Source organism: Lysobacter sp. CA199, from assembly GCF_052078715.1.
Classification (GTDB): Bacteria; Pseudomonadota; Gammaproteobacteria; order Xanthomonadales; family Xanthomonadaceae; genus Lysobacter.
Genome location: NZ_JBQJIL010000010.1, coordinates 123175 through 136298 on the forward strand (window position 1 = coordinate 123175; position 13124 = coordinate 136298).

At 67.3% G+C, this 13124-nt stretch carries 11 protein-coding genes and 1 tRNA gene; 4 read left to right on the forward strand and 8 right to left on the reverse strand.

Annotated elements, in window-relative coordinates; translation table 11 throughout:
- The first annotated feature begins 61 nt into the window (after window positions 1–61).
- Together ACTOWJ_RS19095 and ACTOWJ_RS19100 are read left to right on the forward strand one after the other, a co-directional pair.
- On the forward strand, window positions 62–790 hold the full coding sequence (locus ACTOWJ_RS19095; protein WP_441336207.1) for a hypothetical protein: 729 nt from the start codon (window positions 62–64) through the stop codon (window positions 788–790).
- A gap of 109 nt (window positions 791–899) precedes the next feature.
- Window positions 900–1814, forward strand: coding sequence for a branched-chain amino acid transaminase (locus ACTOWJ_RS19100; RefSeq protein ID WP_441336208.1), 915 nt, complete (start codon window positions 900–902; stop codon window positions 1812–1814).
- A 198-nt stretch (window positions 1815–2012) separates the two neighbouring features.
- Here the strand turns inward: ACTOWJ_RS19100 and ACTOWJ_RS19105 are convergent, their stop codons facing one another.
- The 6 genes from ACTOWJ_RS19105 to ACTOWJ_RS19130 form a co-directional block, all read right to left on the reverse strand.
- Entirely contained in the window at window positions 2013–3350 is a 1338-nt protein-coding gene (locus ACTOWJ_RS19105) for a sensor histidine kinase (RefSeq protein WP_441336209.1), read from the reverse strand.
- Window positions 3351–3354: 4 nt separating this feature from the next.
- Entirely contained in the window at window positions 3355–4035 is a 681-nt protein-coding gene (locus ACTOWJ_RS19110; protein WP_056179494.1) for a response regulator transcription factor, read from the reverse strand.
- 680 nt (window positions 4036–4715) lie between these two features.
- Window positions 4716–5624 carry a 30S ribosomal protein S6--L-glutamate ligase gene (gene rimK, locus ACTOWJ_RS19115; protein WP_441336210.1) on the reverse strand — a complete coding sequence of 303 codons (909 nt, stop codon included), beginning with the start codon at window positions 5622–5624 and terminating at the stop codon, window positions 4716–4718.
- A gap of 57 nt (window positions 5625–5681) precedes the next feature.
- Window positions 5682–6131 (reverse strand): ATP-dependent zinc protease family protein, encoded by a 450-nt coding sequence (locus ACTOWJ_RS19120; RefSeq protein ID WP_441336211.1) that lies wholly within the window; start codon window positions 6129–6131, stop codon window positions 5682–5684.
- A 382-nt stretch (window positions 6132–6513) separates the two neighbouring features.
- The gene (locus ACTOWJ_RS19125) at window positions 6514–7209 is read right to left on the reverse strand and encodes a hypothetical protein (protein ID WP_441336212.1); all 696 of its coding nucleotides are present in this window, start codon (window positions 7207–7209) and stop codon (window positions 6514–6516) included.
- Between the two features lie 221 nt (window positions 7210–7430).
- Window positions 7431–7504 (reverse strand) — tRNA-Gly (locus tag ACTOWJ_RS19130).
- A gap of 32 nt (window positions 7505–7536) precedes the next feature.
- Here ACTOWJ_RS19130 and ACTOWJ_RS19135 point away from each other — a divergent pair.
- Window positions 7537–8109: a prolyl oligopeptidase family serine peptidase gene (locus ACTOWJ_RS19135; RefSeq protein ID WP_441336213.1), complete on the forward strand. Its 573-nt coding sequence runs from the start codon at window positions 7537–7539 to the stop codon at window positions 8107–8109.
- A gap of 576 nt (window positions 8110–8685) precedes the next feature.
- Here ACTOWJ_RS19135 and ACTOWJ_RS19140 read toward each other — a convergent pair.
- The gene (locus ACTOWJ_RS19140) at window positions 8686–10500 is read right to left on the reverse strand and encodes an autotransporter outer membrane beta-barrel domain-containing protein (RefSeq protein ID WP_441336214.1); all 1815 of its coding nucleotides are present in this window, start codon (window positions 10498–10500) and stop codon (window positions 8686–8688) included.
- 444 nt (window positions 10501–10944) lie between these two features.
- Here ACTOWJ_RS19140 and thiS point away from each other — a divergent pair, with 444 nt between their 5' ends.
- Window positions 10945–11145 (forward strand): sulfur carrier protein ThiS, encoded by a 201-nt coding sequence (gene thiS, locus ACTOWJ_RS19145; RefSeq protein WP_441336215.1) that lies wholly within the window; start codon window positions 10945–10947, stop codon window positions 11143–11145.
- Window positions 11146–11323: 178 nt separating this feature from the next.
- Here thiS and ACTOWJ_RS19150 read toward each other — a convergent pair whose 3' ends face one another.
- Entirely contained in the window at window positions 11324–12898 is a 1575-nt protein-coding gene (locus ACTOWJ_RS19150; RefSeq protein ID WP_441336216.1) for a CehA/McbA family metallohydrolase, read from the reverse strand.
- Window positions 12899–13124: the final 226 nt, after the last annotated feature.

Sequence of the window (13124 nt, forward strand, 5' to 3'; positions counted from 1 at the left end):
TAAGCGCAAATCCGCACCTTCCGCACTGTCCACGACCGATCCTCGGCGCTAGTCTTCGCCGATGCCTTCGCTCGTCCGACTCTGCCTGTCCCTGCTGCCGCCGCTCGCGTTGACCGCGGCCGCCTTGCATCCCGCCGCCGCCCAGGCGCAGATCCGGCGCTGCACCGATGCGCGCGGCAACTCGGTCTATACCGATCGCGACTGCGCCCAGGTCGGTGGCGTCGACCGCCTGCCGCGCGGCGCCGCGCAGACTCAGAAGCCGCCCTACACCGGCGGTTGCGCGCGCAACCTGCGCGATCTGGTCGGCCAGATCACCAACGCCATCGACGCGCGCGACGGCAACAAACTCGCCGCGGTCTATCACTGGGCCGGCATGTCCGACGATCAGGCCTACTCGGTGATCGAGCGTCTGGACGCGATCGCCCAGCGTCCGCTGCTCGATATCGCGCCGGTGTTGCCGGCCGCCGCGCCAGCCGTCGAACCCGCGCCCGGCGCCTGGACCACGCTGCCGCCGGCCGCGCCGAACGCCGCGCTCGCACCGCTGCCGCCGACCACACCGCCCGCGCCCGCCACCGGCCTGGGCCGCCCCGCCGGCATGGAGGCGCAGGCAGAGGCGGAGGACGCCGCACCTGCTGCTGCGGCCGCACCCACGCCCACACCCGCGCCGGTAGCGCATCGGCGCGCCCCGGTCGCGCTGCGGCTGGAGCAAACCCTGGGCAACGGCATCACGCCTTCGCGCACCGTGTTCGGCCTGACCCGGCATTTCGGCTGCTGGTGGATTAAAGGCTGAACAGGCCCAACCGACGGGCACCGCAAGCTCACCGCTTCCGTGCGGATTGGGACGGAGCCATCGCGCAGGGCACAATAGCGGTTTCCCCACCCGACCATGGAAGCCGACGATGCAATACCCCGAATGGATCTGGCACAACGGTGCGATCAAGCGCTGGGCCGAAGCGACCACCCACGTCATGTCGCACGCGTTGCATTACGGCTCGTCCGTATTCGAGGGCATTCGCACCTACGACACGCCGAGCGGCCCGATCATCTTCCGCTTGAACGACCACAACACGCGTCTGTTCGCCTCGGCCAAGATCTACGACATGGGCATTCCGTATTCGCTCGCGCAGATCAACGACGCCTGCCATGAAGTGATCAAGGCCAACGGCAACACCACCGACTATCTGCGTCCGGTCGCCTACCGCGGTTTGGGCGGTTTCGGTTTGTCGGCCGATACGCCGACCGACGTCGCCGTGGCGACCTGGAAGATGGGCCAGTACCTGGGCGCCAGCGTGCTCGAAGAAGGCATCGACGCCTGCGTATCGAGCTGGCAGCGTTTCGCGCCCAACACCATTCCGGCCGGCGCCAAGGCCGGCGGCAATTACCTGTCGGGCCAGCTGGTCGCGCGCGAAGCGCGTCGCCTGGGCTTCGGCGAAGGCATCGCGCTGGCCTCCACCGGCCTGTTGTCGGAAGGCGCGGGCGAAAACCTGTTCCTGGTCTTCAACGGCACGCTGCACACCACGCCGGTGAGCGCGGCGCTGCTCAACGGCCTGACCCGCAACACCATCATTACCCTGGCGCGCGACGCCGGCATCGAAGTGGTCGAACGCGATCTGCCGCGCGAGTACCTGTATCTGTGCGATGAGCTGTTCATGTGCGGCACCGCCGCCGAGATCACCCCGATCCGTTCGGTCGACGGTCGTCAGGTCGGCACCGGCCGCCGCGGCGCGGTGACCGAACGCATCCAGGAGATGTTCTTCGGTCTGTTCAACGGCAAGACCACCGACAAGTACGGCTGGCTCGAACCGGTCAAGTAAGCACCGCGATGCGTCCAAAACGAGTCCCCTCTTTTTCGGAAGAGGGGATTTTTTTTGTATGGTTCGGAAGCGAGGGGGTTTTCGGCGGGAAGAATATACGTGAAGGACGTTTACATCCCGCCAGAACCAGGACCATGGCCGCTCCGACCCCGCAGGGGCGGAGCCAGGAAAGCGTCCACCGACGACGGCTCCAGCCTGCTACGCCGACACCTGCGAGAACGTCAGCGTCGCCACCACGCCGCGCTCCTCGCCAGGCTTCACCCGCACATCCCAGCCGTACAGCTCGCACAGCCGGCGCACGATCGACAAGCCGATGCCGCCGCCCTGCGAATGCCCGGCATGGGTGCCGCGGTAGCCGCGTTCGAACAGCTTGGCCGCATCCTCCGCGCTCAGGCCGGGGCCGGAATCGATCACTTCCACGTAATTCGGATGCAGCCGCACCACCACCTCGCCTTCGGTGGTGTACTTGACCGCATTACCGATCAGATTGCCCAGCGCCACCGCCACCGCGGCTTCCGGCGCGTCCACCGTCAGGCCGCGCTCGCCCTGCACGCGCAGGGCCAGGTTCTTGTTGCCCAGCTGCGCGCGATGCGCGTCGAGCAATTGTTCCGAGAGTTTGGCGATGTCGGTCGAGCCATGGCCGCGCTCGTTGCGCGAGAGCAACAACAAGGCGCTGATCAGGTCGGTGCACTGCTGTTCGGCGCGCTGGATACGCAACAACCGGTTGCGAGTCTTGTCTTCCAGCTCCGGCCGCGACAGCAGCAGCTCGACCGCGCCCTTGATCACCGCCAGCGGCGTGCGCAGCTCATGGCTGACGTCGGCGTTGAATTCGCGATCGCGCTGGACCACGTCGGTCAACCGTTCGGCGTAATCGTCGAGGGCCTCGGCCAACTGGCCCACTTCGTCATCGGGGAAGTGCGAGGCCAAGGCCTCGGCCTGCGCGCTGCGGCCGGAACGCTTGATCCGCAGGGCCAGCTCCGACACCGGGCTCATCACCCGCGACGCCGCCCACAAACCCACCAGCAACGAGAACAGGGTGAACACCAGCACCGACAGATACAGCGCACGGTTGAATTGCGCTTCGCTGCGCGCCGAGGGGGTCATCTCGTAGGCGAGGAAGAACCACGCGCCCGGCGTCTTGCGCACGGCCAGCTTGTAGGCGAACGGCTTGCCGTCCTCGCCGATGCCGTTCATGCCGACGATGCCGTCCTTCAGGCCGTACCACTCCGGCCGGTTGATCCGCACCGATTCGAACTTGTCCGGCGTGTAGACGAAGGCGCGCACCTGATCGAAAGCGAACTGCGGATTGCTCTGGTCCACTTCGAACTGGCGCGCGGCCTTGTCGATGTTGCGGTTCATCACGTCCTCGACCAACTGGTTTTCCACCCGCGTGCGGGTCCAGTTGGTGGCGAAGGCGAACATCGCGGTCAGGCCGAAGCCCAACAATACGAAGGACAGGATGATGCGGCTGCGCAACCGCCGGCGGAAGCGCTTCTTCTTTCTCAGCCGCGATGCGGACGGGTCCCCTGAGGCCACGCGATCAACCGTTTTCGGGCGCTGCGATGCGATAGCCGATGCCGTGACGGGTCTGGATCAGCGGCGTATCGAAAGGCTTGTCGACCACCGCGCGCAAACCGTGGATGTGCACGCGCAGACTGTCGGAGTCGGGCAGTTCCTCGCCCCACACGCGGGTTTCCAGTTCCTGGCGCGTGACCACCGCCGGCGAGGCTTCCATCAGCGCCTGCAGAATCTTCAGCGCGGTCGGGTTGAGCTGCAGCAGCTTGCCCTGGCGCCGCACTTCCAGCGTATCGAGGTTGTATTCCAGATCGGCGGCGTTGAGCACGCGGGTCTGCACGCCGCGGCCGCGACGCGACAGCGCGTTGAGCCGCACTTCCACTTCCTGCAGCGCGAACGGCTTGATCAGGTAATCGTCGGCGCCGGAATCGAATCCGGCCAGCTTGTTGTCGAGGCTGTCGCGCGCGGTCAGCATCAGCACCGGCGTCTGCTTGCGCGCTTCGTTGCGCAGCTTGCGGCAGACCTCCAGGCCGTCGAGGCCGGGCAGGTTCAGATCCAGCACGATGGCGTCGAAGTCGTGCACGACCGCCAGATGCAGGCCGGTGATGCCGTCGGCGGCGAAATCCACCGTGTGGCCTCGGTCCTCGAGAAAATCGCCGAGATTGGCGGCGATGTCCTGGTTGTCTTCGATCACGAGTATGCGCATGTGCTCATCCCATTAGGTGGGCGTTCGACCGCGATCGCGCGCCTGGGTTCCATCGGGCCGCTGCGCGAGAGCGCAACGGCGGCAAGCGGAGGATTCTGCCAGAGCGTTTGTAAAATGAACGGGAAGTGGGAAGTTCGGATAAGCGGCGTTCAACGCGCGCGCCGGCGAATAGGCCGGAAGTCATGGGTGAAGTCATGGGCGCCGCGAACGGCTTATCCAGGCCTGCGAGCAGTGTCGCATCGCTTCGGCGCCGCCTGGTCCCGGGCCGGCCGCGCACCCGCGGCCCGATTCGCGCCCGGCCGCGACGGCGATCGCCGGAAACGGCGCAAACCCCTCAAAAACAAGGGCCCAGACGCGGGGCCACCGCGCCTGGGCCAAAAGGGTATTGCCCCGATTACCGTAACCTGCGTTCCACCAGATCCCTATCCATAACGTTCTGACGAGGAGCGTGACTTGGAAGATCGACAGTGCTTCGGTCCGGGTAACGCTACGCGGATTTCGATTAAACCGTCGTTAAAAACGATGTTAAATAAAAGTTAACAGCAACTGGAAATTGCGATACGACCGGCCCAGCCCTTCCGCGCCGGGAACCTGCCGTTCGGCGGGTCGCCGGCAGATGACCTGCCCGGCTTGCCATTTGCCGGAAATCGGGCAAGCCCGGACCCCGTCGAGGGCCCCGTTCAGCGTCTCGCGGCGGTCCGACGCGCCGGTTTTTGCTTCACCCGGCCGGCCACGTAATCGATGATTTCCCCGGCCACGTCCACTCCGCTGGCCTCCTCGATGCCCTCCAGGCCCGGCGAGGCGTTGACCTCCAGGACCAGGGGGCCGCGGGCCGAGCGGATCAGGTCCACGCCGGCCACGCCCAGGCCCAGCACCTGGGCGGCGTGGACGGCGACCTCCTGCTCGGCGGCGCTGGCGCGCACGCCTTTGGCGGTGCCGCCGCGGTGCAGGTTGGAACGGAAATCGCCCTTGGGGGCCTGGCGCTTCATCGCCGCCACCACCCGGCCGCCGACCACGAAGCAGCGCAGGTCCGCGCCCTTGGCTTCGGCGACGAACTCCTGCACCAGGAAATTCGCGTACAGCCCGCGCAGCGCCTCGATCACGCCCTTCGACGCGGACAGCTTCTCGGTCAGCATCACCCCGGCGCCCTGGGTGCCTTCGTTGAGCTTGATCACGTGCGGCGGCGGGCCGAGCATCGACAACAGGTCGGCGGTGTCGTCGGGGTTGTCGCCGAACACCGTCGCCGGCAAACCGATGCCGTCGGCGGCCAGCAACTGATGGCTGCGCAGCTTGTCGCGCGCGCGCAAGATCGCGTCGGAGGTGTTCGGCGTGTAGGTGTTCATCAGCTCGAACTGGCGCAGCACCGCCGAGCCGTAACGGGTGACCGATGCGCCGATGCGCGGAATCACCGCTTGATAACCGGCGATTTCGCGGCCCTTGTAGTGCATCTGGAAACCGTCGGAGGCGATGCGCATGTAGCAGCGCAGCGGATCGAGCACGCGCACGCTGTGGCCGTGTTCGCGCGCGGCCTCCACCAGCCGGCGTGTCGAGTAGAGCTTGGTGTTGCGCGACAGGATCGCGAGCTTCATGAGGGCGGTCGGCTGGAAAGTGGAAGGTGGCGACGCGCGGGATCGCTGCGCGCCGGCTCAGCTGCGGTGGGTCCGTCGTCGCGCGCGTCCATGCAGGAACGAGCGCGCGGGGTCGATCGTGAATGCGTGCGCCACCGCTGTGCGGCCCAGCAACATCGGGAAACGCATCCCGCGACGATCCGACAGGTTTATTTCAATTTCGCGTTCGCTGCCGGCCAGACTCAGCACGGTCCGGATGAACACGCGCCGGGTGCGGTGGCCGCCGGAGTCGGTGACCTCGCGTTCGTCGAACACCGGTGCGGCCGCTTCGATCGCGCCGGCGCCGACCGCGCCGGGACTGAGGCGAAAACCGACCCAGTCCTGGCCATCCTGCATGTAGCGCCAATACGCGTCTACGTGCAGCGCCGAACTGCGCGCGCCGGTGTCGATCTTGGCGCGGATCGCGACGATGCCCAGCGCCGGCAGCACCGCCAGCTCGCGCCAGCCCAGGAGGATCTTGGATGACATCGCACCTCCGTTGTAGCGACCGCTGATGGCGTGGCTGCGACCCGGCCTTGGACCGCGCCACGCGAACGCGGTTCCGTCCAGGCCGTCGCCGTGGCGACGAAAAACGGCGACCTCGCGGCCGCCGTACGTATCGAGTCGCGGCGGGGCGCGGATCGATCCGGCCCGAGGCGGCGATGCGATACGCGACGGTCCGCGCGGAACCGGGCGCGCAGTCTAACTCGCTGACGGCGCGAGCGTCGATGCATCCGCGGCGATGTGCGTATCCGGCCTGGAACAATGATTTTTTTACATCGCGACCGATGCTTTTCCGGCGGCATGTTCGCGGCCCGCAGCGCCCGTGAAGGATTCAGATTCGCAGCGGCGAGGAACGCGCGGCGCGCGCTCAATTGCCGCAGTTGCGCCGCTCCTCTTCCACTTCCTGCGCGACCGCTTCGGCGCCGAGCACGGCCAGGTCGCGGATGTTCTTGCGGGTTTCCTCGCAATCGTTCGGACCGCCGCCGCCGAACATGCGGCCGATCCGCCGCACGGTCGAGGCGATCGAACTCGGCGGCTGCATCTTGAAGCGTTGCGCGCCCTGCCCCGGCAACACCGGCTTGCGGCTGGCGAAGGCCTTGCCGACCGGTGCATCCCACGGAGTGAGCGGCGGCGCGGCCGGATCGGGCAGCGAGCGATCGACGACGATCGCGCTCAAACCTTCGGCCGGAGATTCCGTCGCCGCGCGCGGCGCGGCCGACGCGACTTCGGGTTGCGGCGCGACGATCGCGGGCGCGGCTTCGGATCTCGCAGCCTGGCGTCGCTCGCGCGGCAACGGACGCAGCGGTTCGCGTGGCCGCTCGGACACTAGCGGGGTTTCGACTCGCGCCGGCAGCCACACCAGAACCGGATCGTCGTCGACTTCCGATTCGCGCGACGACGGCACCAGCAAGCGCGCGCCGAACCAACCGAAGCCAGCGTGCAGCGCGAACACCAAGACCACGGCGAGTACGCGCTCAATGCCTTCATCCCCAGCAGACCTGCGCTGCGCCACGGGCAACCCAGCCTGCGATAGCACGCCATGCGCGCGCCTTCCCTGCCTCATCCTGTGCGTCCTTACCGAACTTAGGCGCGGCGAGTGTGCGCACAAATCGCGCATGCAGCGAGCCCCTGCGTGACGCGGCACGCGGCGGCGGTCGGCTCGCGTTCAAGCAACTCCGGTCGCGCCGGTTCGGACTAACGAAGCGCTAACGAAATGGCCCGATCCTCACGGATCGGGCCATCGTCGAATCGGATCAGCGCAGCTCGCGGCGGCGCTTGGGAATGTGGAGCGGGTGATGGGAATCGAACCCACGCTAGCAGCTTGGGAAGCTGCAGTTCTACCATTGAACTACACCCGCGTGCCGGGAAGTCTATGCGTCCGGATGGCGGCTTGGCAACGCGTGCCTCGCTCAGGCGCTCGGATCAGCGCCGGCCCGCGCCTGGGCAGTTCGGCGCGGCGGTCATCAACGCCGGCCTGATCGACACGCTGCGCCTGCTGGAAGGCAAGAACGGCGCCAACCAGATCGCCGAACTGGGCGATCCGCGCACTGCCGAGGGGCTCAAGCAATTGGCCGCGATGGATGCTCACCAGAATATCGTCGACGGCAAGCGTTACCCGGCGACGATGTTGACCGTGGGTCTCAACGATCAGCGCGTGGTGCGCTGGCACAGCGGCAAGTTCGGCGCTCGCCTGGCCGCCGCGGGCGAAGGCAGGATGCCGTCTGGTTCCGCACCGATGCGGGCAGCGGCCACTTCGCCACCTCGATGGACGAAGGTGCGTTGCTGTGGTCGGACATCTATGCGTTCTTCGAATCGCAGTTGCGGCCGGCGACCGGGGCTGGCGCGCCGAGTCCGTGAATCGAATGGTGTTGCCCCGGATACGCGCACGGCGATCGGCGGGGCCTTCGGGCCCGACGCTATTGCCTCAAGGCGCGGCGACCTGATCGGAAAGCGTCGGGGCTGAAGCTCCCTCCCACAAAAAACCTCGCACGCTTCGAAGTCTTTTGCGGGAGGGAGCTTCAGCCCCGACGACTTTCGCTCAAACAGCCGGGGCGCTATCACCGCCCCAAACAGTCAGCCTCGAAGGCCCTCCCACAAAAAACCTCGCACGCTTCGAAGTCTTTTGTGGGAGGGAGCTTCAGCCCCGACGCCTTTCGCTCAAACAGCCGGGGCGCTATCACCGCCCCAAACAGTCAGCCTTGAAGGCCCTCCCACAAAAAACCTCGCCGCTTCGAAGTCTTTTGTGGGACGGAGCTTCAGCCCCGACGCCTTTCGCTCAGACAGCCGGGGCGCTATCACCGTCCCAAACAGTCAGCCTCGAAGGCCCTGCCACAAAAAACCTCGCCGCTTCGAAGTCTTTTGTGGGAGGGAGCTTCAGCCCCGACGCCTTTCGATCAAACAGCCACACGCCATCACCACTCCAAATCGTAGACCTTGAAGGTCATCCCACAAAAAACGCGGCGATCGCTCGCCGCGTTTTTCGCTTACATCGCAACGTTGAATCAAGCGGCCACAGCGCGAACGCGGCGGCCGCGACGGCTCAGAAACCGCTGCCGATCTGCGCGAACACCGTGGTGTTGTTGCCCGAGCCCTGGCCGACGGTGACGCTGGCGCCCATGTTGGCGTCCAGGCCGAACAGCTTGGTGCGCACGCCGAGCAGCGCAGTGCCGTAGTTCTGGTCGAACTCGCGGCCTTTGACCGCGTAGTAGCCCAGGCCCGGCACGGTCTGCAGACGCGCGTAGGCGCTCTTCGGCGCGTCCTCGAACTCGCGGTCGACGGTCAAGCGCGCGTACGGACGGAAGCTCTCGCTGTGGGTGTAGTTGACCTGCCAGCCCACGCTGCCGATCAGCGAATCGAAGCTTTGGTCCGGATAGGCCAGCGAGGTCGCCAGGTTCGCATCGCTTTCGGCGAAGCCGTCCACGTCGATGCGCTGGGCCAACACGCCGATCACCGGGCCGTGGCGCAAGGCTTCGCCGAACTCCCAACCGCCGTTGATCGCGGCGGTGACGTTCTTGCCGTCGGCCGATCCGCTGTGCACGCGGGTCGCCGGGCCCAGATTGGCCTTGCGGTCGATATCGAAGTCCAGCTTGGTGTAGCTCAGCTGGCCGTTGACCCAGGCGCGCTCGCCGTACCAGCCGATGAACCCGCCGATGCTGGCGTCCTTCTGCTCGAACTCGCCGTTGCGCAGGCCGAAGTCCTGCTTCTGCTGGCCGTAGCCCAGGAACGCGCCGAACACCAGCTTGCCGCGGGTCCAGTCGACGCCGCCGGTCAGCGCCGGACCGGCGCCGTCGTACAGATCACCGTGGCCGTAGCGCTGGAAGTCACCGCGCACGCTGCCCCACCAGCGCATGCCTTCGCCGTCCGGACGGTCGCCGACGTGAGCGGCGACCTGGTCGGCGCGGGCGCGGCCGGTCATCGATGCCGAATTCGGTAGTACCGCGATCAGGCGCGGCGCTTCCAGCACCGACAACGCATAGTCGGCCAGGATGCGATGCGAGCGGCTCGACGGATGCACGCCATCGGCGAAGGCGTAGCTGTCTGCAGCGCCCGGTATCGTGTTGGTCGGGCTGCAGGTCACCGACGAGGCGGTGATCTGCGGATTGCAGGCGGTGCCGGTGACGTTGCTGATGCCGTACGGCGCCGGGTTGGCGGTGATTTCGCGCAGCAGGTTGAAGGTGTCCAACGGAATCACCCGCAAACCGGCCGAGGCCAGGCCGCCGTACAAGGCGTTGTTGTAGGTGGTGGCCAATTGGGTGCCCGCCGCCTGCTGAGCCGCGCCGCCGGCGCGGAACTGCGGGGTCACGCCCAGATCGGGAACGGTCGGCACCAGGATGTACTCGGCGCCGGCGTTGCGCAGCGCGCCGACGACGCCGATCTGCGCAGTCACCGCGCTGCCGATGGTGGCCTGCGCCGGAGCGCCGGCAGCGACCGCGAACAGATCGTTGGCGCCGCCCCATACGGTGTACAGCGCATTGGGATCGGCGCGGCCGCCGTTGGCGGCGAGATAACTGGTGGTCTGCGTGGCCAGCGAGGGAATCGCGCCCAGCGCGCCGCTGGTGTTGGTGCCGGTGCGCGCACCGCCGACGGCGTAGTTGGTGCCGCCCTGGTTGGCGCTGGTGGCGTTGGTGCCGTAGTACTCGGCCACCCATTCCGACCAGACCAGGCCCGGGTTGGTGGTGAAGCGGCCGATCAGCGCGCCGCTCGGGCCGACCGCCTGGACCAGCGCCGGACGGAAGTGACCCGAGTCGGTGAGGCTGTCGCCGATGAAGACGGTCTGCGAATAGGTGTCGCCGGCGAAGGCCGGGGCGGCGGCCAGCGCCAGGGCGGCGGCTAGCACGGTACGAACGGGTTTCATCATGAACTTCCCTGCTTTGAAGTAACGGTGGCGGCGGCCGCAAGGCCCGCTGGGCGGGACTTCGAGCGCCGATTGAAGAATGCCGTCCGACGACATACGCCGGCGGATGGCCGAATCGAAACACGCGCCCGGCAAGCAAGCAAGGCGCAGCGCGGCAAACGCGGGTGGCCGCCGAGCGGCCGCGGCGGCCCGCGACCGCGCGATTATCGCCGCCATGGGGCCGCGGCGCCGGGGCCAGACGTCACAGGTCGCGGGAGGCGACGCGGGCGCGGCGGCGTGATGGCCGGTCGGGAGGTGACGCGATCCTGAGGTGTCGACATCGCGTTTGCCGCCGTCCGCGCGCAGGCGGCGCAGAATCGTCGCCGCGATAGGCCATATCCGCGCAGCCCGCCCCACATCGCGCAGCGACTGGCCGCGCGACATCGCAGCGGCGACAATGGCGGCATGAATATTCTGCTCAACGGCGAACCGCGCGCACTCGCGGCGCCCACCAATCTGATCGAGCTGCTGGATGCCGAAGGCCTGGGCGAACGCCGGGTCGCGGTGGAGATCAACGGCGAGATCGTGCCGCGCGGCCGACACGCCGATACCGCGTTGAACGAAGGCGACAAGGTCGAGATCGTGCACGCGCTGGGCGGCGGCTGAAGCGCCTTTCGCAGTATCGCTCGGCCGGTCGGAGCAAGAACCCGCTGCGCGTCGCGCTGCGCGAGGTCCGAGGTCTCTTGTGGGAGGAAGCTTCAGCCCCGACGCCTTCCGGCCGGTTCGCTGCGGCATAACGAAAAACGTCGGGGCTGAAGCCCCTGCCACAAAAGACCTCGCCGCCTCAACGCGGGTTGAAGTAGATCGGGTTGCCGACCAGCGCCAGACGTCCTTGCGCGTCACGCACGTCCACGCGCAGCCAATGGCGCGCGCCGTCGCTGCGCCAGCGGAAGTCGAAACGCTGCTGGGCGCTCGCGACCGCCGGCTGCGCGATCAACGCGACCGGCAAACCGTCGACGACGACCTCGATGCGTCCGCCCGCGACGTTCCCGACCTTGGCCGACACCTCCACGTCCGCGCCGGCCCGCACTTCGAGTTCGCCGCCCATCGCGACCTCGCGACCCCCGTAACGGGCCCACAGCTCCAAAGCGCGATCCTTCGAACCGCGCACATCGACGAACACATTGCCCGCGCGCAATCCGTCCAGGATGGCGGGCATCGACAGTTCGCGCGCGTGCACGGCCGTGGTCGGCCGGCCGATGCGGCTGGCGCCGAACGGCTCTTCGGCCTGGGTCGGCGCATCGTGATTGTCGCTGCCGCCGACGCCGGTCAGGCGATGTCCGGCGTTGAGTTCACGCTGCCAGAACGCGATACCCGAGCCGGGCGTGTCGGCGTCGCCGCCGTTGACGACTTCGACCATCTGCACCCGCGACAGATCCGCGGCCGGACTCGGCGTCCAACCGCAGCCCATGCAGCGCTCATCGGACGGGCGGATCGGGTGATTGATCGACACCAACGGACCACCGGCCGGAGTGCCGCGCGCCTGAATCGCGCGCAGCACCGCATTCCAGTCCGGCACGGCGGCGCTGCCGACGCGGAAATCCACCGGCGCATAGGTTCCGAACACGTTGGCGTGGCCTTGGAAGGTGGTGATCTCGATTCCCGGCATCAACAACAAGCGATCGAAATGCGGTTGCAGCGCGCGCAGTTCGGGCAGATGCGAGACGGTGTTGTGCTCGGTCACCGCGATGAAATCCAGCCCTTGCCGGCTGGCCGCTTGCGCGGTCAGAAACAACGGACACGGCGCTTTCGCGCCCGACTGGGTGGCGCAACTGCCGTCGCTGTGGCCGCTGTGCATATGCAGGTCGCCGCGATACCAGCCCGCTTGCGCGCGCAGCGGTTTGCCGGCTAGCGCCTCGGGAATCGCATCGGGCGCATCGTTTCGACCGAGGCGAATGCGCGCGGTGTAAGCCGCGCTGCTGTCGGCGCGGATGTTGGGGATGCCCAACAGCAATTTCCATTCGCCCGCCGGCAACGCGCCGGGTAAGTACGACGCGGTGGCGTCGTTCGCGCTGACGGTGAATACGCGCTTGTTGCCGCCGCTCCAACCGCGGAAGCCGTCGGGCGCGAGGAAATCGCCCGGACCGATCAGGCCCAGGTCGATGGTGGTTTTGTCGGCGCGGTCGTAATCGAACTCGACGGTGATGCGCGCCGTACCGGCGGGGACTTGGAACGGAAGTTCGCGATAGCTGCGGTTATCGCGGCCGGTGATGCGGCCTTGCAGGACGATGTCGGCTGGGTCGGTGGAGGGCGCCGCGGTGGCGATGGGCGCTCGGGCGCTGGCCGTGACGGGCGTGGATTGGGCGGACGCGGCCAAGGGGATGACCAGCAGGATCAGGGGCCATATCCATCTGCGCAAGCGCGAGCTGCTGGATGAGGTTACTCCATGCGCAGGACGTGTCCGCTTTTGCTCGTCATCCCCGCGAAGGCGGGCTCTGCCTTTAATCGGCGGTAGCCGAGCATCCAGCGCCTTTCGTGCGAAAACACATGAAGTCGCCGGATTCCCGCCTTCGCGGGAATGACGAGCAAAAAGAGAATCATCGGACGTCATGAAATTACCTCAGCGAATCCTGGATTCGAGCCGC